Annotated in this window: 17 protein-coding genes; 10 read left to right on the top strand and 7 right to left on the bottom strand. The window is 73.9% G+C overall.

Features of this window, described 5'->3' with window-relative positions; all coding sequences use genetic code 11:
* The first annotated feature begins 6 nt into the window (after positions 1–6).
* From VM636_RS15635 to VM636_RS15605, 7 genes are all read left to right on the top strand, one after another.
* A complete protein-coding gene (locus VM636_RS15635) occupies positions 7–657 on the top strand; it encodes an SCO family protein (RefSeq protein ID WP_053913060.1) in 651 nt (216 codons plus the stop codon).
* Entirely contained in the window at positions 654–1,112 is a 459-nt protein-coding gene (locus tag VM636_RS15630) for a copper chaperone PCu(A)C (protein WP_338484884.1), read from the top strand. Before VM636_RS15635 ends, VM636_RS15630 begins: the two co-directional genes overlap by 4 nt.
* Positions 1,113–1,125: 13 nt before the next feature.
* Positions 1,126–3,195 carry a copper resistance protein CopC gene (locus VM636_RS15625; RefSeq protein WP_338484882.1) on the top strand — a complete coding sequence of 690 codons (2,070 nt, stop codon included), beginning with the start codon at positions 1,126–1,128 and terminating at the stop codon, positions 3,193–3,195.
* Between the two features lie 8 nt (positions 3,196–3,203).
* Complete coding sequence (efeB, locus tag VM636_RS15620; RefSeq protein ID WP_338484880.1) at positions 3,204–4,499, top strand: iron uptake transporter deferrochelatase/peroxidase subunit; 1,296 nt, start codon at positions 3,204–3,206, stop codon at positions 4,497–4,499.
* 146 nt (positions 4,500–4,645) lie between these two features.
* Positions 4,646–5,578 (top strand): prephenate dehydratase, encoded by a 933-nt coding sequence (gene pheA, locus VM636_RS15615; RefSeq protein ID WP_030420111.1) that lies wholly within the window; start codon positions 4,646–4,648, stop codon positions 5,576–5,578.
* Positions 5,579–6,129: 551 nt separating this feature from the next.
* Positions 6,130–7,407, top strand: a complete 1,278-nt coding sequence (serS, locus tag VM636_RS15610; protein WP_037858090.1) for a serine--tRNA ligase — start codon at positions 6,130–6,132, stop codon at positions 7,405–7,407.
* The gene (locus VM636_RS15605) at positions 7,404–8,246 is read left to right on the top strand and encodes an HAD family hydrolase (protein ID WP_338484876.1); all 843 of its coding nucleotides are present in this window, start codon (positions 7,404–7,406) and stop codon (positions 8,244–8,246) included. Before serS ends, VM636_RS15605 begins: the two co-directional genes overlap by 4 nt.
* A 198-nt stretch (positions 8,247–8,444) precedes the next feature.
* Here VM636_RS15605 and VM636_RS15600 read toward each other — a convergent pair whose 3' ends face one another.
* From VM636_RS15600 to VM636_RS15585, 4 genes are read right to left on the bottom strand one after another with little or no spacing between them, the layout of a single operon-like run.
* Complete coding sequence (locus VM636_RS15600) at positions 8,445–9,164, bottom strand: ABC transporter permease (protein WP_053913056.1); 720 nt, start codon at positions 9,162–9,164, stop codon at positions 8,445–8,447.
* Positions 9,165–9,175: 11 nt separating this feature from the next.
* The gene (locus tag VM636_RS15595) at positions 9,176–10,087 is read right to left on the bottom strand and encodes an ABC transporter ATP-binding protein (RefSeq protein WP_030420107.1); all 912 of its coding nucleotides are present in this window, start codon (positions 10,085–10,087) and stop codon (positions 9,176–9,178) included.
* Positions 10,088–10,139: 52 nt separating this feature from the next.
* Positions 10,140–11,060 carry an ABC transporter permease gene (locus tag VM636_RS15590; protein WP_030420106.1) on the bottom strand — a complete coding sequence of 307 codons (921 nt, stop codon included), beginning with the start codon at positions 11,058–11,060 and terminating at the stop codon, positions 10,140–10,142.
* A complete protein-coding gene (locus VM636_RS15585; protein ID WP_053913055.1) occupies positions 11,050–12,012 on the bottom strand; it encodes an ABC transporter ATP-binding protein in 963 nt (320 codons plus the stop codon). The genes VM636_RS15590 and VM636_RS15585 overlap by 11 nt, the downstream gene beginning before the upstream one ends.
* Before the next feature lie 278 nt (positions 12,013–12,290).
* Here VM636_RS15585 and VM636_RS15580 point away from each other — a divergent pair, with 278 nt between their 5' ends.
* The 3 genes from VM636_RS15580 (at position 12,291) to VM636_RS15570 (ending at position 16,180) form a co-directional block, all read left to right on the top strand.
* A complete protein-coding gene (locus VM636_RS15580) occupies positions 12,291–14,048 on the top strand; it encodes an SDR family oxidoreductase (RefSeq protein WP_053913054.1) in 1,758 nt (585 codons plus the stop codon).
* A 256-nt stretch (positions 14,049–14,304) separates the two neighbouring features.
* Positions 14,305–15,198, top strand: a complete 894-nt coding sequence (locus VM636_RS15575; protein WP_030420103.1) for an LLM class flavin-dependent oxidoreductase — start codon at positions 14,305–14,307, stop codon at positions 15,196–15,198.
* Between the two features lie 94 nt (positions 15,199–15,292).
* Positions 15,293–16,180, top strand: coding sequence for a Cof-type HAD-IIB family hydrolase (locus VM636_RS15570; RefSeq protein ID WP_199825452.1), 888 nt, complete (start codon positions 15,293–15,295; stop codon positions 16,178–16,180).
* Between the two features lie 16 nt (positions 16,181–16,196).
* Here the strand turns inward: VM636_RS15570 and VM636_RS15565 are convergent, their stop codons facing one another.
* The 3 genes from VM636_RS15565 to cydD all read right to left on the bottom strand — a co-directional run bounded on the left by VM636_RS15565 (position 16,197) and on the right by cydD (position 22,974).
* Positions 16,197–17,231, bottom strand: coding sequence for a M23 family metallopeptidase (locus VM636_RS15565; RefSeq protein ID WP_053913053.1), 1,035 nt, complete (start codon positions 17,229–17,231; stop codon positions 16,197–16,199).
* A gap of 327 nt (positions 17,232–17,558) precedes the next feature.
* Entirely contained in the window at positions 17,559–19,241 is a 1,683-nt protein-coding gene (locus VM636_RS15560; RefSeq protein WP_338484870.1) for a GAF domain-containing protein, read from the bottom strand.
* Positions 19,242–19,446: 205 nt separating this feature from the next.
* Positions 19,447–22,974: a thiol reductant ABC exporter subunit CydD gene (gene cydD / locus VM636_RS15555; RefSeq protein WP_234340379.1), complete on the bottom strand. Its 3,528-nt coding sequence runs from the start codon at positions 22,972–22,974 to the stop codon at positions 19,447–19,449.
* Positions 22,975–23,015: the final 41 nt, after the last annotated feature.

Raw genomic sequence — 23,015 nt, 5'->3', positions numbered from 1 at the left:
TTCCTTATGCGCAAGAAGACGTTCGCCGCGGCCGCCCTGCTCGCCGCCGCCTCCCTGACCCTGTCCGCCTGCGGCAGCGGTACCGACAACGACCCGCCGGTCACGATGGTCTCCGAGGACACCGCCCGGCAGGCGGCCACCGTCCTCGACAAGCCCTTCGAGAAGCCCGACCTGGTCCTCACCGGCACCGACGGCAAGCAGTACGACTTCCGCGAGCAGACCGCGGGCAAGCCGACGCTGATCTACTTCGGCTACACCCACTGCCCGGACGTCTGCCCGCTCACCATGCACAACCTGGCCGTGGCCAAGCAGCAGCTCTCCCAGGCCGACCAGGACGCGCTGCGCGTGGTGTTCGTCACCACCGACCCGGAGCGGGACACCCCCGAGGAACTGGGCAAGTGGCTCAAGAGCATCGACTCCACGGTCGTGGGGCTGACCGGCGACTTCGACACCATCCAGGCCGGCGCCCGCACGCTCGGCATCTCCATCGAGCCGGCCACGAAGGACAAGGACGGCGAGATCGTCTCCACGCACGGCACCCAGGTCGTCGCGTTCTCCCCGAAGACGGACGCGGGCTACGTCCTCTACGGCGAGGACACCACCGTCGACGACTACACCCAGGACCTCCCCAAGATCGTCAAGGGGGAGAACCCGTGAGGCGCCCCGCCGTTGCCGCCGCGGCACTCGCGGGCGCCCTGCTGCTGGCCGGCTGCGGCGACGGCTCCGACGCCGCACCGGACCTGTCCGTCGGCTCCGCCTACATACCGCAGCCGGTCTCCGACTCCATGGCCGCCGGTTTCCTCACCATCACCAACAAGGGTGAGGGCAAGGACGAACTGACCTCCGTCACCAGCGAGGCCGGCGAGGTCGGCGTGCACCGGACCGTCGACGGCCGGATGAAGGCGGCCGACCGCCTCCCGATCCCGGCCCGGGGCGAGCTGGTCCTCGAAAGCGGCGGCAACCACCTGATGTTCGAGAAGCTGACGCGCCGCCTCCAGGAAGGCGAGACGGTCACCGTCGAACTGCGCTTCGCCCATTCCGACCCCGTCACGGTCACCATGCCGGTGAAGTCCGCCACCTACCGCCCCGCGGACGGACGCTCCGGACACTGAGGGAGGGACCACCTTGACGCAGACCACCGCCCCGCGGCTGAGAACCCTGGTGCCGCTGCTGCTGGCCGCGCTCCTCGCGCTGCTCGCCGGCGCCGCGCCGGCCTCCGCGCACGCCGCTCTGACCGGCAGCGATCCCCAGCAGGGGGCGGTGGTCGACGAGGCCCCGGCCCAGGTGTCGCTCTCCTTCTCCGAGTCGGTCTCCACGGACGCCGACTCCCTGCGGGTCCTCGACCCGAAAGGCACCCGCGTCGACGACGGCGAGCCCTTCGGCACCGGCGGCACGACCTACGCGGTGAAGCTGAAGCCGGACCTGGCCGACGGCACCTACACGGTGGCCTACCAGGTCGTGTCCGCCGACAGCCACCCGGTGGCCGGCGCCTACACCTTCTCCATCGGCGCCCCCTCCGAGACGTCCGTCTCCGCCTCCGTCCCGGCGGCCGGCGGCGGGTTCGTCGGCACCCTGTACGGCATCGGGCGGTACGTGTCGTACGCCGGGTTCACCGTGCTCGTCGGCGGGGCCGCGTTCGTCCTGGCCTGCTGGCCGCGCGGCGCCGGGGTGCGGGTCCTGCAACGGCTGGTCGTCTCCGGCTGGCTGGCGCTGACCGGCTCCACACTCGTCCTGCTCCTGCTGCGCGGGGCGTACACCACCTCCGGGAAGGCCGGGGACATCGTCGACCTGACCCTCCTCGGGCAGGTGCTCCAGAGCAAGACGGGGGCGGCGCTCGTCTCCCGGCTGCTGCTGCTCGCCGCGGGGGCGCTCTTCGTCGCCGTGCTCTTCGGCGCGTACGACAAGCGCGCGGACACCGAGAAGCGGGACCTCACCTTCGGGCTCGCGGCCGGCGGCACCGTCGTGGCGGCCGGGCTCGCCGCGAGCTGGGCGATGTCCGAGCACGCCTCCGTCGGCCTCCAGGCCGGGATCGCCATGCCGGTCGACATCGTCCACCTGCTGGCCGTCGCCGCCTGGCTCGGCGGGCTCGTCGCGCTGCTCGCCGCCCTCTACCGGGCGCCCGCGGACACTCCCGTGCCCACCTCGGCGGTACGCCGCTTCTCCCACCTCGCCTTCGGCAGCGTGGTCGCCCTCGTGGCGACCGGCGTCTACCAGTCCTGGCGCCAGCTCGGGTCCTGGACGGCGCTGACCGGCACCGCGTACGGGCAACTGCTCATCGCCAAGGTGCTGCTGGTGGCCGTGGTGGTCGGCATCGCCTTCTTCTCCCGCCGGTGGACCGCGCGGCTCGCCGAGACCACGGCCGTCGTGCCCCGGCCCCGGGAGAAGGAGAAGAAGCGGACCGCCGCCCCCGCGGTCCGGGGCAGCGGCACGGAGGCTCCGGACAGCGGTACGCGGACCCGGGAGACCGGCGCGGAGAAGGGCTCCGGCGGCGCGGCGGGCGCGGACGGCGGTACGGACGGCACGGACGGTGGCGCAGGCCGTACGGGCGGGGGCGCGGACGGCACGGACGGCGGCGCGGGCCGTACGGACGGCGGCGAGGCCGGTACGGCCGACTCCCGGCGCGCGGCGCAGCTCGCCCGGCAGCGGGCGGCGATGGACACCGCGCGGCGCAAGCGGCTGCGCGACGCCGACCCGCACCGCCTGGGGCTGCGCCGCTCGGTCCTCGCCGAAGCGGGCGTCGCGGTCGTCCTGCTCGCGGTCACCACCGCGCTCACCCAGACCGAGCCGGGGCGCACGGCCCAGAGCGAGGCTCCCGGAGCGTCGTCCTCGGCCTCCTCGCCCGCCGCCCCCTCCGGGGCCCTCACCCTGGACATGTCCTTCGACACCGGCGGCCCCGACGGCAAGGGCGTCATGCGGGTCGACGCCGACCCGGCGCGGGTCGGCGAGAACACCCTGCACCTCTTCGCCGAGCGCCCCGACGGAACCCCCTTCGACCTGCCCGAGGTCAAGGTCGCCCTGACCCTGAAGACCCGGGACATCGGGCCGCTGCCCGTGGCCCCGGACCGCATCACCGCCGGACACTGGTCGGCGAGCGGCGTGCAGATCCCGATGGCCGGCGACTGGGAGGTCGCCGTCACCGTCCGGACCTCCGACGTCGACCAGGTGACCGTCTCCAAGAACGCGCAGATCGGCTGAACCGCACCATGGCTGACCAGTCCCTTCCGGATACCCGCACCCCCGGGGCAGACCCCGCGACGGCCGCGGGCCCGTCCGGCACCGCCGCCCGCGAGGGCATCTCGCGGCGCCGGCTGCTCGGCACCGCCGGCGCCACCGGGCTCGCGCTCGGCGCCGCGGGCGGTGCCGCCGGGTACGCCGCCGCTCCCGCCCCGGCCACCCCGCTGACCTCGCTGGGCCGGAGCGAGGCGATGTTTCACGGGAAACATCAGCCCGGCATCACCTCGCCGATGCAGGCCGTCGGTCATCTCGTCGCCTTCGACCTCACGGCGGGCGCCGGGCGCCGTGAGGCCGCCGCGCTGCTGCGCCGCTGGTCGGACACGGCCCGCCGGCTGATGGCGGGGGAACCGGCCGGGTCCGGGGACACCGGGGTGGCCGGGGACGCCGGCCCGTCCTCGCTGACCGTCACCTTCGGATTCGGGCACAGCTTCTTCGGCCGGACCGGTCTGGCGGCGCAGCGGCCGGCCGCGCTCGCCCCGCTGCCCGATTTCTCCGCCGACCGCCTCGACGCGGCCCGCAGCAACGGGGACCTGTGGGTGCAGATCGGAGCCGACGACGCGCTGGTGGCCTTCCACGCCCTGCGCGCCGTCCAGCGGGACGCGGGGGAGGCGGCCCGGGTCCGCTGGCAGATGAACGGGTTCAACCGCTCGCCGGGCGCCACCGCCCACCCCATGACCGCCCGCAACCTCATGGGCCAGGTCGACGGCACCCGTAATCCGAAGCCCGCCGACACCGACTTCGACGCGAAGGTCTTCGTCCCCGGGGAGGGGTCCCCTGCGTGGATGGCGCACGGTTCCTACGTCGTCGTCCGCCGGATCCGCATGCTCCTCGACGACTGGGAGAAGCTCTCCCTCACGGCCCAGGAACACGTCATCGGGCGCCGTAAGTCCGACGGGGCCCCGCTCTCCGGGGGCGGCGAGACGACGCCGATGGACCTGGAGAAGGCCGACGGGTCCGGGAAACTGGTCGTGCCGGTCAACGCGCACGCCCGCATCACCCGCCCCGACCAGAACGGCGGGGCCACCCTGCTCCGGCGGCCCTTCTCCTACCACGACGGCATGGACGCGGACGGCGCCCCGGACGCCGGGCTGCTCTTCGTCTGCTGGCAGGCCGATCCGCTGCGGGGCTTCGTGCCGGTGCAGCGCAAGCTGGACCGGGGGGACGCGCTGTCCCGGTACATCCGGCACGAGGCCAGCGGCCTGTTCGCCGTACCGGGGGGCGCCGCGAAGGGCGAGTACGTGGGGCAGCGGCTGCTGGAGGGGTGAGGCGGCCCTCCCCGGCCAGCCCGGCCCGCCCGGCCGGCCCGCCCGGCGGCACGGCCCGCCCGGCGCTCCCGCCCGGTGATCGCCCCCAGGGGTGAGCGCTCCCGCGGCCGTGCGCCGGGCCGTCCCGGGCCCATTAGGGTGAGTTCATGCCAGCCAGCTACGCGTATCTCGGTCCCGAAGGCACCTTCACCGAAGTCGCCCTGCGCACACTTCCGGAGGCGGCCACCCGGGAACTGGTCCCCTACGTCTCCGTCCAGTCCGCGCTCGACGCGGTCCGCTCCGGGGAGGCGGAGGCGGCGTTCGTGCCGATCGAGAACTCCGTGGAGGGCGGCATCACCACCACGCTCGACGAGCTGGTGTCCGGGCGGCCCCTGATGATCTACCGCGAGGTGCTGCTCTCGATCACCTTCGCGCTGCTGGTCCGCCCCGGCACCCGCCTGTCGGACATCAAGACGGTGACGGCCCACCCGGCCGCCCAGCCCCAGGTGCGCAACTGGCTCAAGGCGCACCTGCCCGAGGCCGCCTGGGAGTCGGCCGCGTCCAACGCCGACGGCGCCCGCCTGGTCCAGGAGGGCCGGTACGACGCCGCCTTCGCCGGCGAGTTCGCCGCGGGCCCGTACGGGCTGGAGGTGCTGGAGTCCGACATCCACGACGCGGAGAACGCCCAGACCCGGTTCGTGCTGGTGGGACGCCCCGCGCGGCCCGCCGCGCCGACCGGCGCCGACAAGACCTCGGTGGTGATCTGGCAGCGCGACGACCACCCCGGCGGGCTGCGCGACCTGCTGGGCGAGTTCGCCACCCGGGGCATCAACCTGATGCTGCTCCAGTCCCGGCCGACCGGCGCCGGCATCGGGCACTACTGCTTCTGCGTCGACGCCGAGGGGCACATCTCCGACCGCCGGGTCGCCGAGGCCCTGATGGGGCTGAAGCGGATCTGCCTCCAGGTGCGGTACCTGGGGTCCTACCCGCGCGCGGAGACCACCCCGGCGGACGTGGGCGCGCTGCGTCCGGGGACCTCGGACGAGGAGTTCGCGGCGGCGGCGGACTGGGTGGCCCGCTGCCAGGACGGCCGGTTCTGACGGCCCCGGCGACTCGTCGTACCGGCCGATTTTCGTTATCCACAGAAGTTATCCACAGGTCAGCATCTCGACCTGGGGACAAGTCGACATGGAAGCACCGCTCCCTCGACAAATCGCCCCTGGGGACCCACTTCGTCCACAGGGTCGCAGGTCACCCTTCGTTCATCTGTCTCTTGCCCCGCCTCCCCCAAGGCGCCCCGATTCCACTCGAAAGTGCGTATGCGCGGCGTTTGGATCAAGAATTCCGCGCCCCGGACGCCCCTGGATGCCCGATAACGGAAAGATCGCTCGCGGAGTCCACAGATCTTTCGCACAGCCTGTGGATAACTTTTCCCGACTGTGGATCGCTGTGGACGGAGAGCCGCCAAGTCCCGCTCTCCACAAGGGAGTCGAGTCAAGCCACCGCCGTTCTCCTGCTTCCTTCCGGGGATTGGGCCGCTTTTTATTGACATCGGGGAGCAGCTATCGCAATTCCCCCATATCGGAACGCTCGGGCCGTCGCGGCACGAGTGAGTCGTGGACCGTCGGCGCACACCGGTAGCCTTGGCCCCGTGATTGACCTTCGCCTGCTCCGTGAGGACCCCGACCGTGTGCGCGCGTCCCAGCGCGCCCGTGGAGAGGACGTCGCGCTCGTCGACTCCCTCCTCTCCGCCGACGAGCGGCGCAGGTCGTCCGGCGTGCGCTTCGACGAGCTGCGTGCCGAGCAGAAGGGCCTCGGCAAGCTCATCGGCAAGGCGACCGGCGAGGAGAAGACCGAGCTGCTGCGCCGGGCCGAGCAGCTCAAGACCGACGTCAAGGCGGCCGACGCCGAGCGCGACGCCGCCGACACGGAGACCCAGGAGCTGTTGCTGCGGCTCGGCAACCTCGTCCACCCCGACGTCCCCGTCGGCGGCGAGGAGGACTTCGTCACCCTGGAGACGCACGGCACCGCCCGCGACTTCGCCGCCGAGGGCTTCGCGCCCCGCGACCACCTGGAGCTGGGCCAGATCCTCGGCGCCATCGACGTGGAGCGCGGCGCCAAGGTCTCCGGCTCCCGCTTCTACTTCCTGACCGGCGTCGGCGCGCTCCTGGAGCTGGCCCTGGTCAACGCGGCGATGGCCCAGGCCACGGCCGCCGGTTTCACCCCGATGCTGACCCCGGCGCTGGTCCGCCCGCAGTCGATGGCCGGCACCGGCTTCCTCGGCCAGGCCGCGCAGGACGTCTACCACCTGGAGCGCGACGACCTGTACCTGGTCGGCACCTCCGAGGTGCCGCTCGCCTCGTACCACATGGACGAGATCCTGGAGGCCGAGCGCCTGCCGCTGCGCTACGCCGGCTTCTCGCCCTGCTTCCGCCGCGAGGCGGGCTCGCACGGCAAGGACACCCGGGGCATCTTCCGGGTGCACCAGTTCAGCAAGGTCGAGATGTTCTCCTACGTCCTCCCCGAGGACTCGCAGGCCGAGCACCAGCGCCTGCTGGAGTGGGAGAAGCAGTGGCTGACGTCGCTGGAGCTGCCGTTCCGCGTCATCGACGTCGCCACCGGCGACCTGGGCTCCTCGGCCTCGCGGAAGTACGACTGCGAGGCGTGGATCCCGACGCAGGGCCGGTACCGCGAGCTGACCTCGACCTCGGACTGCACCGAGTTCCAGTCCCGCCGGCTGTCCATCCGCGTCCGCGAGGGCAAGAAGGTGCGCCCGCTGGCCACGCTCAACGGCACGCTGTGCGCCGTCCCGCGCACCATCGTCGCCCTCCTGGAGAACCACCAGCAGGCCGACGGCTCGGTGCACGTGCCCGAGGCGCTGCGGCCCTACCTGGGTGGCCGCGCGGTCCTGGAACCGGTGACCAGGTGACCGGCCTCGCACCCGCCCCCGGCACGGACGCCGGGGGCGGGGCCCGGTTCCCGTACCGCCTGGTCGCCACCGACCTCGACGGCACGCTGCTCCGCTCCGACCACTCGATCTCCGGGCGCACCCGGGAGGCGCTGGCCGCGGCCACCGCGGCGGGTGCCGCGCACATCGTGGTGACCGGCCGCGCCGTGCCGTGGACCCGTTCCATCCTCGACGACCTGGGCTACCAGGGCCTCGCCGTGTGCGGGCAGGGCGGGCAGGTCTACCACGCCGGGGAGCACCGCCTGCTGACCTCGGTCACGCTGGACCGGCAGCTCGCCGGGGTGGCCCTGGCCAAGATCGAGGCGGAGACCGGCCCGCTCTTCCTGGCGGCCAGCCGGGACGGACTGGACGGCGAGGTCCTGGTCGGCCCGGGGTACGAGGTGGGCGGCGGCCTGCCCGCAGTGCCCTTCACCGACGCCGCGGACCTGTGGTCCGCCCCGCTGAACAAGATCTACATCCAGCACCCGACCCTGTCGGACGACGAGCTGGCCGAGACGGCCCGGCAGGCCGCGGGCGGTTTCGTCTCGGTCACCATGGCCGGTGCCGGCGTCGTCGAACTGCTGCCGCTCGGTCTGTCGAAGGCCACGGGCCTGTCGCTGGCCGCCCGGCGCCTCGGCCTGAAGGCGTCGGACACGATCGCCTTCGGCGACATGCCCAACGACGTGCCGATGTTCGGGTGGGCCGCCCACGGCGTGGCGATGGCCAACGCCCACGACGAACTGCGGGCGGTGGCCGACGAGGTGACCTCCTCGAACGACGAGGACGGCATCGCGGTCGTCCTGGAGCGCCTGGCTCCCTGAGCGCACGGCCCGGACGGCGCCGGCGTCCCCCGTGGGGCCGGCCCACGCGGTGTCCCGCGTGCTCGAAGCGGCCGTCCCCGAAGCCGACGCCGTCGGCCTCGTGCACCCCTCACAGTGCCCGTGCGGCACGCCGGACGCCACCGATTAACCGCGGGTTCGCCCCGCGGCACCGGTGGCGCCGGGCCGGTGCGGCCGGGCTCACTCCTCCCCGGCGAGCGTCAGCGTCCGCAGCTTCTGCCCCGCGTACCAGGTGGCGAGCACGGTGACCAGGACCAGCAGCACCGTGCCGGTCGTCAGACCGACGTCGGAGGTCACCAGGTCCCCGCCGGAGACCTTCTCCGCCACCGCCAGCGACCACTGCTGGACGCTCAGGGTGCGCGCCCCGGGCACCAGGGAGCCGAACAGGGCCTCCCAGACCAGGGCGTAGACCAGTCCGAAGACCACCGCGTGCCGGGAGACCGTGCCCAGCAGCAGGAAGAGCGCGGAGTACGCGATGGAGGCGACCAGCGCGGCGACGGTGTAGGCGACGGCGACCTGCTGCCCGTTGCCGTTGAGGATCAGGCCCGCCACCAGGGTGGGCACGGCCGAGAAGACCATCGTGACGGCGATGGCGACGATCAGCTTGGTGAAGATGATCGTCGGGCGCTTGATCGGCTTGGAGAGCAGGTACACCACCGAGCCGTCGTCGATCTCCGGGCCGATGGCCCCGGTGCCGGCGATGACACCGATGATCGGCACCATGGTGGCGAGCGCGAAGCCGCCCAGCACGTCCGCCGCCGTCTGGTCGTCGGCCCCGGCGAGCACGCGCACCGCGACGGCGATGACGAGCAGCAGCAGGGGCAGCGCGCCGAGGATGAGGGCCCGGCGGCGGCCGAGCAGGGCCCGGTAGGTGAGCCGGGCGACTGTGGGGTCGTACATTCTTCGGCCTCCTACGCCGCGACGAGGTACGAGAAGACGGACTCAAGGGACTCGTCGGAGGGCGAGACCGTGAGCAGCCGGATGCCGTGGTCGCGGGCGACGCGCGGCAGCAGGGCCGTGAACCGGCCGAAGTCGACGGCCTGGATGCGCAGCGCGCCCTCGGCGACGTCGACCTCGATGCCGGAGGTCGACGGGTCCGCGATGAGCGCCGCCGCGAGGGCCCGGTCGTCGCTGGAACGCACCAGGTAGCGGTGCGGGCGGTCCGTCATCAGGCGGCGGATGCGGCGGAAGTCACCGCTGGCGGCGTGCCGGCCGGCGACGATGACCTCGATGTGCCAGGCGAGCTGCTCGACCTCCTCGAGGATGTGCGAGGAGAACAGGACCGTGCGGCCCTCGTCGCCCATCCGCCGCAGCAGTTCCATGAGCTGCATGCGCTGGCGCGGGTCCATGCCGTTGAACGGCTCGTCCAGCAGGAGCAGCGAGGGCTGGTGGACCAGGGCGGAGGCCATCTTCACGCGCTGGCGCATGCCCTTGGAGTACGTGGCGATCTTCCGGTCCTGGGCGTACTCCATCTCGACCGTGGCGAGCGCCTCCTGGGCGGCCTTGGCGCCCAGTCCGTGCAGTTCGGCGTTGGCGAGGACGAACTCGCGGCCGGTGAGGAAGTCGTACATCGCCTCCCGCTCGGGGACGATGCCGATGTGCCGGTAGATGTCCTCGTTGCGCCACACCGGGCGGCCGTCGAGGGTGACGGTGCCGGTGGAGGGGGCGAGGAAGCCGGCCATCATGTTGATGAGGGTGGACTTGCCCGCGCCGTTGGGCCCGAGGAGCCCGGTGACGCCGGGGCCGATCGTCATGGTGACGTCGTTGACGGCGACCACGTTGCCGAACCAGCGGGAGACGTGGTCGATGGTGAGGGTGCTCATGGGCGCGGCCCGTTCCTGAGAAGGGGGGATGGCGGGAAGAGGACGGGCACGGTCACAGGCCCGCCTTCTGGTAGCGGCGGTTCAGCAGCCCGTAGGCGCCGGCGATCAGGCCCAGCGTGACGAGGACGTAGACCACGCCCTCCGCGGTGCTCGGTCCGATGCCGCCGGGGAAGGTCGAGGAGGCGCCGAGGAACGCGGACTGCACGCCGTCGATCAGGGTGACCGGCGAGAAGAGACCGATCCAGGCGATGGCCGAGGTGCTGTCCTGGACGAAGGCGATGGCCTGGAGCGTGGAGACCGCACCGTAGCTGATGGTCAGGACGGCGATGACGGCCGCGATGCCGAAGCCGCGGCGCGGGGTGACCGCGGCGATGACCAGGCCGAGTCCGGCGAAGAGCAGCGAGAGCAGTGCCACGGAGACGACCCCCTGGGCGAATCCCTTGGTCTGGTCGGCGAAGTCGAGCTCGGCGAGGAGCGCCCCGACGTAGAGCACCAGCAGGGGGGCCGCGGTGAGCAGGAACAGTGCCGAGGCCAGCGCCGCGAACTTGGCACGCACGTAGTCGGAGGTCTCGATGGGCCGCGAGAAGTAGAGCGGCACCGTCTTGAAGCGCAGGTCGCGCGAGACGGACTGGGGTGCCTGCGAGGCGACGTAGAGGCTGATCACGGCCTGCATGACGATCGCGTAGCGGGTGTAGCCCAGGGGCAGTTCGCCGGCCTTGGTGGCGACCGTGACGGCGACCATGATGCCCGCGGGCAGGCACATCACGACGAACAGCAGCATCGGCAGCACCTTCGACTTGGCCGAGCGGCCGAGGCCGTAGGCGCCGCGCAGGGACTGCGAGTACAGCGAGCGCCGGGCGTAGGCGCGGCCGAGGCGGGGGCCGTCGTAGGAGCGGTAGCCGATGTCGTGGATGCGGGTCTGGTCCCCCGGCGGCGTCGCGTCCTGGGTCCGGGTGGGCTGGTCAACGGCCATGTCCGACGGCCTCCTTGCGTGTCGCGTCGCCGTCCTTGAAGACCTCCGCGATGTGGTGGCGGCGCTGCTCCATGCGCACCAGGCCGAGGCCGAGGTCCGCGATGACGTCGCGGACCAGGTCACAGGTCTCCTCGCCCGCCGCGGTGAGCAGCAGGACGCGGCCGGCGCCCGGCAGTCCGCTGCCGTCCTCGACGGTGACCCCGCGCGCGCCGAGCGCCTCGCGGACCGCGCGGGTGCCGTCCGGGTGTTCGTCGGTGTCGGTGACCTCGACGGCGAGGGTCGTCGTGGTCTGGGTGAAGTCCGTGGTGGAGCTGGAGCGCAGCAGGGCGCCGCCGTCGACGACGACCACGTGGTCGCAGGTGCGCTCCAGTTCGCCGAGGAGGTGGGAGGTGACCAGGACCGAGATGCCGAAGTCGGTGTGGACCCGGCGGATCAGGCCGAGCATCTCGTCGCGGCCGACCGGGTCGAGGCCGTTGGTCGGCTCGTCCAGGAAGACCAGTTGCGGGTCGTGGACGAGGGCCTGGGCCAGCTTCACCCGCTGCTTCATGCCGGTCGAGTAGCCGCCGATGGGCCGGTAGCGCTCCTCGTAGAGACCGACGTGGCGCAGTGTGTCGGCGGTGCGCTCGCGGGCGGCGGCCGGCGGCAGTCCGGACATGCGCGCCATGTGGACGACGAACTCGGTGGCCGAGACGTCGGGCGGCAGGCAGTCGTGCTCCGGCATGTACCCGACCCGCTCGCGGATGGCGGCGCCCTCGGTGGCGACGTCGAGTCCGAGGACGCGGGCGCGGCCCTCGGTGGCGGGGGACAGACCCAGCAGGATCTTGATCAGGGTCGACTTGCCGGCGCCGTTGGCTCCGACGAGTCCGGTCACACCGGGTCCGATGTCCACGGAGAGCCGGTCGAGCGCGGTCACCCGGGGGAACCGCTTGCTCAGGCTTTCGGTCGCGATCACAGTCACATCGACGACAGTAGTGACGCCCGCCACTGCGGGCGTCAGCCCGGAGAGCCGTCTTGGCGTCCCCCTGAGGTCGTAGGAGCCCGTAGGGGACACCCCTCCTCCGGGGTACGGGGCTCGGGGTCGGGAGGTGCACCCCCGCCCTATTGACGTTGGGTCTAACAACTGGGAGATTCGGCGGCGTCACGTGACGCCGGTCCGCGCGTCCGCGGGCGGCGGCGCGGCGCCCCGGGCGGGCGCGGGAGTACGGCGCACCGGCACCGGACGGAGGAGCGATGACGGTACTCGAGGGCGCGCGGGAGCGCCGGGTGCGGACGGGCGGGGTGGACCTGTGCGTCGCCGAACTGGGCTCGCCCGAGCACCCCACGGTGATGCTGGTGCACGGCTACCCGGACAGCAAGGAGGTCTGGTCCGAGGTCGCCGTCCGCCTCGCCGACCGGTTCCACGTGGTGCTCTACGACGTCCGGGGCCACGGTCGCTCCACCGCGCCGCGCCCGCTGCGCGGCGGGTTCACGCTGGAGAAGCTGACGGACGACTTCCTCGCCGTGGCCGACGCGGTCAGCCCCGGCCGGCCCGTGCACCTGGTCGGCCACGACTGGGGGTCGGTGCAGTCCTGGGAGTTCGTCACCGTGCGGCGCACCGAGGGCCGTGTCGCGTCCTTCACCTCGATCTCGGGGCCCAGCCTCGACCACTTCGGGCACTGGATCGGCCGGCGGGTCAGGCGGCCCACCCCGCGCCGGGTCGGCCAGCTCCTCGGACAGGGCGCCAAGTCCTGGTACGTCTACCTGCTGCACACGCCGGTGCTGCCCGAGCTGGCCTGGCGCGGACCGCTCGGCAAGGGCTGGCCCGCCCTGCTGCGGCGCGTCGAGAAGGTGCCGGACGACGGATATCCGACCGGCTCCCTGCCGAGGGACGCGGCCCACGGGGCGTGGCTGTACCGGGACAACGTGCGCGAACGCCTGCGCCGCCCCCGCGAGGACGCCCACGCGCACGCGCCGGTGCAGCTCGTCACGCCGCTCGACGACGCCTTCCTGTCCGAGCGGCTCTCCGACGGGCTGGAGGAGTGGGTCCCCCGGCTGACCCGGCGCACGCTGCCCGCCGGGCACTGGGTGCCCCGCACCCGGCCCGACCGGCTCGCGGACTGGATCGAGGAGTTCGTCACCGGCGTGGAGGACGGCCGCCCCGAGGTGCCGGCGCGGGGGAGGCACGCCGACCGCTTCGGCGGCCGGCTCGTGCTCGTCACCGGGGCGGGCAGCGGCATCGGGCGGGCGACCGCGCTGGCCTTCGCCGCCTGCGGGGCGCGGGTGGTGGCGGTCGACCGGGATGGCGACTCGGCGGCCCGCACCGCGGAACTGGCCCGCTCGGCCGGTGCGCGGGGGGCCTGGGCGGAGACCGCCGACGTCTCCGACGAGCAGGCCATGGCGAAGCTCGACGCGAAGGTCGCCGCCGACCACGGGGTGGTCGACATCCTGGTGAACAACGCCGGGATCGGCCTGTCGGGCTCCTTCCTCACCACCACGCCGGAGGACTGGCGCACGGTCCTCGACGTGAACCTGTGGGGCGTCATCCACGGCTGCCGCCTGTTCGGCCGGCGGATGGCGGAACGCGACCAGGGCGGTCACATCGTCAACATCGCCTCGGCCGCCGCCTTCCAGCCCTCGCGGGCGCTGCCCGCCTACAGCACCTCGAAGGCGGCCGTGCTGATGCTGAGCGAGTGCCTCCGCGCCGAACTGGCCGGCCGCGGGATCGGCGTCTCCGCGATCTGCCCCGGCATCGTCAACACCGGCATCACCTCGACCGCCCGCTTCACCGGGGTCGACGCCGAGGAGGAGAAGCGCCGGCAGCGGCGTGCCGCCCGGCTCTACGGGAAGCGCAACTACCCGCCGGAGAAGGTGGCCGACGCCATCCTGGACGCGGTGGTGCGCGACCGGGCGGTGGTGCCGGTGACCCCGGAGGCCCGGGGTGCCCACTTCGCCTCCCGCTTCCTGCCGGGGGCGCTGCGGTCGCTCGCGCGCCGGAATCCGCCGCTGTAGTTTCCACAGGAAGGCCCAACTGGCCTGTGGACAACCGCATTTACTGTGGATCAAACCTTTCCCGCAGAGAAATCGCGTGAGGTGCGTCTCTTCCGGAGCGGGCGGGGCGGGCACGGTCCGGGCCCCGCCCCGGCCCGCCCACGCCCGGCTCGGTCGCCGCATGTTCCACGTGAAACGGGACACTCCGGGTGGCGCTCCTCCACGTGCGGCACCGTACGTCCGCGCTCGTCGACCGGCGGCGCGTATCGTCTGCGGCATGCGCCTGAGCACCGTGATCCTCCCCATCCACCGGTGGGGCGAAGGGCAGAAGACCTGGCGGCGGGCAGAGGAACTCGGGTTCCACACCGCCTACACCTACGACCACCTGTCGTGGCGGACCTTCCGCGACGGCCCCTGGTTCGGCGCCCTCCCCACCCTCACGGCGGCGGCGACGGTGACGAACCGCCTGCGCCTCGGGACACTCGTGACCTCGCCGAACTTCCGGCACCCCGTGACGCTCGCCAAGGAGCTGATCTCCCTGGACGACGTCTCCGAGGGCCGGGTCACGCTCGGCATAGGGGCCGGCGGCACCGGCTTCGATGCCACCGCGCTCGGCCAGGAGCCGTGGACGCCCCGGGAACGAGCCGACCGTTTCGCCGAGTTCGTGCCCCTGCTCGACCGGCTGCTCACCCAGGACGCGGTCTCGTACGAGGGCGACTTCTACTCGGCGCACGAGGCGCGGAACATCCCCGGCTGTGTGCAGCGGCCCCGACTGCCCTTCGCGGTGGCCGCCACCGGCCCGCGCGGCATGCGGCTCGCCGCCCGCCACGGGCAGGCGTGGGTGACCACCGGCGACCCGAAGCTCTTCGAGGCGGGCACCCCCGAGGAGTCGGTGGCGGCGCTGCGCGGCCAGATCGCACGGCTCGGCGACGCCTGCGCCGCGCTCGGCCGCGACCCGGCCGACCTCGAGAAGGTCCTGCTCACCGGTTTCACACCGGACCGCACCCGGCCGCTGGAGTCCGTCGAGGCGTTCGTGGACTTCGCCGGGCGTCACCGGGAGCTGGGCTTCACCGAGATCGTCGTCCACTGGCCGATCCCCGGGTCGGACTTCGCGGCGGACGAGAAGGTCTACGAGCGCATCGCCCTGGAGGCCCCGGCACATCTGCGGTGATTCCCGGGCAAGGTGACCCGGGACACGGCGGGCGGGACGGCCCCGAGAGCCGTAGCTCACAGATGTGCGGAGTCCCGCACGATCGTGCGGGCATATGCGCGACAATGGCCGGGTGACCTCAGCGACCCGAGAGCCCGAGACCCAGGCCGCGCCCCTCCGCCCGCGGCTCATCGCCACCGACCTCGACGGCACCCTGCTGCGCGACGACAAGTCGGTGTCCCCGCGCACCGTCTCCGCACTGGCCGCCGCCGAGGAGGCCGGCATCGAGGTCTTCTTCGTCACCGGCCGGCCCGCCCGCTGGATGGACGTCGTCAGCGAGCACGTCCACGGCCACGGCCTCGCCATCTGCGGCAACGGCGCCGCCGTGGTCGACCTGCACGGCGGCCCCGGCGCCCACCGGTTCGTGAAAATCCGCGAACTGGCCCGGGAGAACGCGCTGGACGCCGTCCGGATGCTCCGGGACGCCGCGCCCGGCACGGTGTACGCCGTCGAGCAGACCTACGGCTTCCACCAGGAGCCGGCCTACCCGCGGATGCACCTGGAGGTCCCGGACGACCTCGCGCCGGCCGAGGAGATCCTCGCCCCCGGCAGCCGGGCCGACGGCGAACCGGTACTCAAGATCCTCGCCTTCCACCCGACGCTCGACCCGGACGCCTTCCTCACGCTGGCCCGCCTCGCCATCGGCGACCGGGCCACCGTCACCCGCTCCAGCCCCAGCGCCCTGCTGGAGATCAGCGGCCCGGACGTCTCCAAGGCCAGCACGCTCGCCCTGTGCTGTGCCGAACGCGGCATCTCCCACGAGGAGGTCGTCGCCTTCGGTGACATGCCGAACGACGTCGAGATGCTCACCTGGGCGGGACGTTCCTACGCGATGGGCAACGCCCACCCGGCCGCCCTCGCCGCCGCCTCGGGACAGACGGTCGCCAACAACGAGGACGGCGTCGCCCTCGTCATCGAACGCATGCTGGCCGATCTGCCGTAACGGTCCTTCCGCCGCCTCACACCGACACCCCGCGCCAGGTGAGCCAGGGCACCGGGTCCACCGCCGAGCCCGGCTCCGGGGTGACCCGCACCTCGAAGTGCAGGTGCGGGCCGGTGGAGTTGCCGGTGCTGCCGGACTGACCGATCCGCTGTCCGGCACCGACCCGGTCACCCTGGTCGACCGCGACGGACGCGAGGTGGGCGTACTGCGTGTAGTAGCCGTCGGCGTGCCGGAGCACGACCTGGATGCCGAACGGGCCCCCGCACGAGACCGCGACCACGCTCCCCGCACCGGCCGCACGCACCGGCGTACCCACCGGCACCGCGAAGTCCTGCCCGGTGTGCCGGTGCGCCCACCGCGTCCCGCCACTGCCGAAGGACGCCGACAGCTCGTACGACTCCACCGGCACGACCCAGTTCCGCCCCGAGGACCGCTCCGGGCCTGCGACCCGCGCCGCGCCGGGGCACGAGCCCGCGGTGACCGAGGCGTTCGCCCGGCCCTCCAGCCGTGACCGGGCCGTGCGCAGGTCCGCCTCGATCTCCTTCCTCAGCGCCGCCAGCCGCGCGTTCCGCTTCTCCAGGGCCTTCCAGGCGGCCGTCGCCCTGGCCTGCTCCGCGGCGAGCCGGTCCTCGGCCCGCCGGCTCTCGGTCACGGCCCTGTCCACGGCCAGATCGGCCCGGTGCGCGATCTGCTGACCCCGCATCAGGGCGTCGGGATCGTCGGCGAGCACCATCCCCGCCGCGAGCGGCAACCCCCCGCCCCCGCGGTACTGGGCGCGGGCGAGCCTGCCCAGGTCCTCGCGGAGGGCGGCGCTCCGACCGCGCTGCCGGCCGAGCCGTTCCTCGTGGCTCCGGGCCTTCGCCCGCTGTGCGTCGGCCGCCCGCCGACCGTCCTCGTACTGCCGGGCCGCGTCCGCCGCGGCCTCGTACAAGCGCGCCACCTCCGCCGCCGCGTCGTCGGGGTCCGGGGACGCGGAGGGCCGGGCGGCGAGCACGGCGAGCGCGCAGAGCAGCACCGGAACGACCAGCGAACGGCGGCGAGGTGAGGGCATGTCAGCGATCCTGGCGCGGACGGCGGCCCGGGACCCTGTTCAGCTCGTACGGCCGGGCGATCATTGCTGCACACGGAGCACGGCCGTTGCCACGCACGGGTCACGGCGGGGGTCACGGGTTTCGGGCGGGGCAGACGCCGCGGGGGCGGCGCGGCGCGGTCGCCGGGGCGTACGGCGCGACCGCCGGGACGGCTCGGCACGATGGCACGGTCCCGGGTGCCTCCCACACCGGGGCCGTACGGCTCCGGAACCGGCGCGGCACTGGCGCCGGGGCCGATCGGGGCAGCGCCGCCCACCGCCCGCCGGTGCGCGGCGGCCTCGCCTCGTTCAGTGCGGGGCCTCCCACAGCACCGTGGTCCCGCCTCCGCCGGGAGCGAGCCCCGGCCCCAGCCGGCTCGACCCGCCGAGCGACTCCGCCCGCCGTTCCAGATTGCGCAGACCGCTGCGCCGCCCGCCCTCGCGAACGCCGACGCCGTCGTCGGCGACGGTCAGCCGGACCCCCGGCCGCCCGTCCGGGAGGGCCACCCCCGCCTCCACGACGACGTCGATGCGCGTGGCCCGCGCGTGCCGGTACGCGTTGGACAGGGTTTCCCGCAGGGCGGCGATGAGGTTCTTGCCGGTGAGGTCGCCGACCGCCTCGTCGAGGGGGCCCGAGAAACGGTGCGCGGGGGTGAAACCGAGCGGCACGGCGGCCATGGTGATCTCGCGCAGCACCCGCGTGGACAGCCCCGCGGGCGACTCCGCGGGCTGTTGCAGGGCGAAGATGGCCGAGCGGATCTCCTGGATGGTGACGTCCAGTTCGTCCACGGCCCGGCCCACGCCGTCCCTGACCTCCGGCACGACCGACCGGCGCTGGGCGCTCTCCAGCATCATGCCCGTGGCGAACAGCCGCTGGATGACGAGATCGTGCAGGTCCCGCGCGATGCGGTCGCGGTCCTCGTAGACGGCGAGCCGTTCGCGGTCGCGCTGTGCCTCCGCCGTCATCAGCGCCAGCGCGGCCTGCGCCGCGAACTGGTCGCCGAGGGCGCGCTCCGCCCGGGTGAAGGGGCGTTGACCGCGGGCGCGGGGCATCACCAGACCGCCCAGGACCCGCCCGTCGCTGCACAGCGGGAGCAGCATGATCGGGCCGAAGGCGCTCACCGGCCCGTCGTGCAGGCGCGGGTCGGTGGCCGCGTCGTCCACGAACACCGGGCGGCCCGCGAGGAGTTCGGCGACGATGCCGTTGTCCGGCGGGATGACCCGGCCGAGGACGTCCGTGGGGTGGGGGGCCGCCACGGCCGCGATCTCCATCCCGCCGGCCTCGGCGGGCAGCAGCACGAGGCCGAGGGCCGCCCCGGAGAGCGCGCGGGCCTGTTCGGCGACGACCTGGAGGGCGTCGTCGGTGTCACCGCCGGAGAGCAGCGCCGTGATGACGGCGACCGAGCCGTCGATCCAGCGCTCCCGTTGCCGCGCGGACTCGTGGAGCCGGGCGTTGCCGATGGCGATGCCGGCCTCCGCGGCCAGCACGCGCACCATGGCGAGGTCGTAGTCGGTGAACGGTTCGCCGTCCCGCTTGTCGGTGAGGTGCAGGTTGCCGAAGACCTCGCCCTGCACGCGGATCGGGACACCGAGGAATCCGCTCATCGGCGGATGGTGCGCGGGGAAGCCGCAGGAGCGCGGGTCACCCGTGAGGTTCGTGAGCCGGACCGGCTCCGGGTCCCGGATGAGGGCGCCGAGCAGGCCCCGGCGGCCGTCGGGCAGCCGTCCGATCCGCCGGGCGGTGGCCTCGTCGATGCCGTGGTGGACGAAGTCGGCGAGACCGTCGCCGTCCTCGGCGACCACGCCGATGGCCGCGTAGCGGGCGTCCGTCAGACCCGCCGCGGTCTCGCAGATCCGGTGCAGGGTGGCCCGCAGGTCGAGGCCGGCGCCCACGGACCGCATGGCGTCCAGCAGTCTCGGCACCCGCGCCAGCAGTTCGACCGGAACGACCGGTCGGGGCGGTGGCGGGCCGGCAGGCGGAGGTACGGGCATGTGCCGAGCCTAGTAAGGGTGGTTTATTCCGGAAAGTCGGGTCTGGGGGCAGGGGGCCGCATGCCGTCCCAGCCGTGGCCGGCACCGCGCTCCCGGGCCGGCCCTGGGGCCTCCCGCACGACCGCCCCCGGGGCCTCCCGCACGACCGCGCGAGAGGCCCGGTTCCGGACGAGGCGCCGTCAGCGCCTCGTGCCGCGCGGGCCGGTCACCGCGCCGCCGACGGCAGTTCCGGTGCGGTGGCCGCCTGTGCCGCCGCCTCGCGCTCGACCATCGTCCGCAGCGGACCCGGCTCGGCGGCCAGCTCCGCGAACGGACCGTGCTGCACCACCCGGCCCTCGTCGAGCACGAGGACCTCGTCCACCGCCCCGAGACCCGCCAGCCGGTGCGTGATCAGCAGGGTCGTGCGTCCCTCGGTGGCGGCCAGCAGATCGGCGGTGAGCGCGTCGGCCGTCGGCAGGTCGAGGTGCTCGGCCGGTTCGTCGAGGACCAGCACGGGGAAGTCGGCGAGCAGCGCCCGCGCGAGGGCCAGCCGCTGCCGCTGCCCGCCGGACAGCCGTGCCCCGTGCTCGCCGACCAGCGTGTCGAGCCCGTCGGGCAGGCTGTCGGTCCACTCCAGCAGCCGGGCCCGCGCCAGCGCGTCGCGCAGTTCGGCCTCGGTGGCGTCCTTCCGCGCCAGGAGCAGGTTCTCCCGGACCGAGCTGTCGAAGAGGTGCGCGTCCTGCGCGCACAGTCCGACGAGCCGTCGCACGTCGTCCCCGGCCAGGGTCTCGGCGTCGGCCCCGCCCAGCGTGTAGGAGCCGGTGCCCGGGTCGAGGAACCGCAGCAGCACCTGCGCCAGCGTCGTCTTGCCGGAACCGGACGGGCCGACCACGGCGATCCGCCGGCCCCGCTCCAGGATGAGGTCCAGGCCCGCCAGGGCGTCCCGGCCCTGACCGGGATGGCGCGCGGTGAGCGCCTTCAGGACGACCGGGAAGGGGGAGCCGGGCACCTGCCGGGGCCGCTCCGGTTCCCGTACCGGCTCGGGCGCGTCCAGCACGTCGCAGACGCGCTCGGCGCTGCGGCGCACCCGCTGCCGGTACTGGGCGGCGAGCGGCATGCCGAGCACGGCCTCGAAGGCGGCGAGCGGGGTGAGGACCACGACGGCCATCGCCACACCGGCCAGACGCCCGTCGGCGACGGCCTGGGCCCCGGCGAGCGCCGCGCCCGCGACGGTCAGCCCGGAGATCAGCGCCGTGAGCCCGTCGCCGAGCGCGGTGGCGGTGGCGGCGCGGGAGGCGATGCGGGTGAGCACGGCGTCGGCCCGGCGGGCCGCTGCGGTCCGCGCGGGCAGGGCGCCCGCGACGGTCAGCTCGGCGGTGCCGGTGAGCAGGTCGGTGACCCGGGTGGAGAGGACACCGCGGGCGGGGGCCAGCCGCGTCTCGGCCCGCCGCGCCACCGCGCCAGTGATCAGCGGGACACCGGCCCCGGCGGCCAGCAGACCGGCCGCGAGCACGGCGCCGGCCTCCGGCAGCAGCCAGGCCGTGAAGCCGACCGACACCGCGGAGACCGCCACGGCGGTGCCGGCGGGCAGCAGCCAGCGCAGCCAGTAGTCCTGCAACGCGTCGACGTCGGTGACGAGCCGGGACAGCAGGTCGCCCCGGCGGCTGCGGCGCAGCCCTGCGGGGGCGAGCCGCTCCAGCCGCCGGTAGACGGCGACCCGGGTGTCGGCGAGCATGCGCAGCACGGCGTCGTGCGAGACCAGCCGCTCGCTGTACCGGAACACCGACCGTCCGATGCCGAAGGCGCGCGTCGCGGTGACGGCCACCATCAGGTACAGCACGGGCGGCTGTTCGGATGCGCGCGAGATCAGCCACCCGGAGGTGGCCATCAGACCGACCGCGCTGCCCAGGGCGAGGCTGCCGAGGAGCAGCGCGAGGGCCAGCCGTCCGCGCCGGGCGCCGGACATGGCGCGCACCCGGGCGAGGACACCGCCGCGTGCCCCGGCGGGCAGGCGGGCGTCCGGGACCCCGGCGGGCACGGGGGCGGCCGGCTCCTCCTCCGCGCGGCGGTCCGCTACGGGAGCGGCGCCGGGCCGGCCGGCGGGGACCGGCGCCGGGGGCTCCAGCCGCACCACGCGGTCGGCGACCTCCAGCAGCGCCGGGCGGTGCACCACGAGCAGCACCGTGCGTCCCCGCGCGAGTCTGCGGACGGCGGCCACGACCTCTGCCTCGGTCCCGCCGTCCAGGGCGGCCGTCGGTTCGTCGAGCAGCAGGACCGGCCGGTCCGCGAGGAAGGCCCGCGCCAGGGCGATCCGCTGCCGCTGTCCGGCGGAGAGACCGGTCCCGCCCTCCCCGAGCACGGTGCCGGTGCCGTCGGGCAGCGTCTCGACGAATTCCAGGGCGCCGGCGTCCCGCAGCGCCCGGCGTACGGCGGTGTCGTCCGCGTCGGGCCGGGCCAGCCGTACGTTCTCGGCGATGGTCCCGGCGTACAGGTGCGGGTTCTGCGGCACCCAGGCGACCCGGTCGTGCCACCGGGCCGGGTCGAGGTCGGCGAGGTCGGTTCCGCCGACGCGGACCCGCCCCCCGGCCGGGCGGACGAAGCCCAGCAGCACGCCGAGCAGCGTCGACTTGCCCGCGCCGCTCGGCCCCACCAGGGCGACGGTCTCCCCGGGGGTGACGGTGAAACTCACGTTGGTCACAGCGTCCGTGGCCCGGCCCGGGTAGCGGACGGTCACACCCTCGACGGACAGGGTGCCGTCGGCGGGCACGGGAGCGGTGCCCCGCGCCGGGGCGGGCGTCTCCAGTACGGCGAAGATCTCCTCGGCGGCGGCCAGGCCCTCGGCCGCCGCGTGGTACTGCGTGCCCACCTGGCGCAGCGGCAGGTACGCCTCGGGGGCGAGGACCAGCACGACCAGTCCGTCGTAGAGGGACATGTCACCGTGGACGAGCCGCATGCCGATGGTCACGGCGACGAGGGCCACGGAGAGCGTGGCGAGCAGTTCCAGCGCGAAGGAGGAGAGGAAGGCGATGCGCAGGGTGCGCATGGTCGCCTGACGGTACTCGCCGGTGATGCGCTTGATCGACTCGGCCTGCGCCTTGGCCCGGCCGAACACCTTGAGCGTCGGCAGCCCCGCGACGACGTCCAGGAAGTGACCGGAGAGCCGCGAGAGCAGCCGCCACTGGCGGTCCATCCGGGACTGGGTGGCCCAGCCGATGAGGATCATGAAGAGCGGGATGAGCGGCAGGGTGACGACGATGATGGCCGCCGAGACCCAGTCCTCGGTCACGATCCGCGCCAGCACCGCCGCCGGGACCACGACGGCGAGGCCCAACTGGGGCAGGTAGCGGGAGAAGTAGTCGTCGAGGGCGTCGACCCCACGGGTCGCCAGGGTGACCAGCGATCCCGTCCGCTGCCCGCTCAGCCAGCCCGGCCCGAGTGCGGTGGCCCGCTCCAGCAGGCGTCCGCGCAGTTCGGCCTTGACCGCCACGCTCGCCCGGTGTGCCGCGAGTTCGGTGAGCCAGCCGACCAGCCCCCGTCCGCAGGCCACGGCGACCAGCAGGAGCAGCGGGGTACGGAGTTCGGCCGACGCCAGACCGTCCTGGAAGGCTCCCACCACCATCTCGGCGATGAGCATCGCCTGGGCGACGACGAGTCCGGCGCCCGCGGCACCCAGGACGACGACCGCGATCAGGAAGGACCGGGTGGCGCGGGCGTAGCGCAGGAGACGGGGATCGATGGGTTTCACGTGAAACATGCCCTCCCGTCCGAAGGGGGTGTTTCACGTGGAACACGCCG

The organism is Streptomyces sp. SCSIO 75703 (assembly GCF_036607905.1).
Classification (GTDB): Bacteria; Actinomycetota; Actinomycetes; order Streptomycetales; family Streptomycetaceae; genus Streptomyces.
Note: the sequence above shows the minus strand (reverse complement) of the source record. Positions and strands in the feature narration are given on the sequence as shown.

Excerpts from the sequence above, each read along its gene's own strand:
- VM636_RS15635 (WP_053913060.1), top strand. The coding sequence starts at position 7 with ATGCGCAAGAAGACGTTCGCCGCGGCCGCCCTGCTCGCCGCCGCCTCC.
- efeB (WP_338484880.1), top strand. The coding sequence starts at position 3,204 with ATGGCTGACCAGTCCCTTCCGGATACCCGCACCCCCGGGGCAGACCCC.
- pheA (WP_030420111.1), top strand. The coding sequence starts at position 4,646 with ATGCCAGCCAGCTACGCGTATCTCGGTCCCGAAGGCACCTTCACCGAA.
- VM636_RS15600 (WP_053913056.1), bottom strand. The coding sequence starts at position 9,164 with ATGTACGACCCCACAGTCGCCCGGCTCACCTACCGGGCCCTGCTCGGC.
- VM636_RS15595 (WP_030420107.1), bottom strand. The coding sequence starts at position 10,087 with ATGAGCACCCTCACCATCGACCACGTCTCCCGCTGGTTCGGCAACGTG.
- VM636_RS15590 (WP_030420106.1), bottom strand. The coding sequence starts at position 11,060 with ATGGCCGTTGACCAGCCCACCCGGACCCAGGACGCGACGCCGCCGGGG.
- VM636_RS15580 (WP_053913054.1), top strand. The coding sequence starts at position 12,291 with ATGACGGTACTCGAGGGCGCGCGGGAGCGCCGGGTGCGGACGGGCGGG.
- VM636_RS15575 (WP_030420103.1), top strand. The coding sequence starts at position 14,305 with ATGCGCCTGAGCACCGTGATCCTCCCCATCCACCGGTGGGGCGAAGGG.
- VM636_RS15570 (WP_199825452.1), top strand. The coding sequence starts at position 15,293 with ATGCGCGACAATGGCCGGGTGACCTCAGCGACCCGAGAGCCCGAGACC.
- VM636_RS15565 (WP_053913053.1), bottom strand. The coding sequence starts at position 17,231 with ATGCCCTCACCTCGCCGCCGTTCGCTGGTCGTTCCGGTGCTGCTCTGC.
- VM636_RS15560 (WP_338484870.1), bottom strand. The coding sequence starts at position 19,241 with ATGCCCGTACCTCCGCCTGCCGGCCCGCCACCGCCCCGACCGGTCGTT.
- cydD (WP_234340379.1), bottom strand. The coding sequence starts at position 22,974 with ATGTTTCACGTGAAACCCATCGATCCCCGTCTCCTGCGCTACGCCCGC.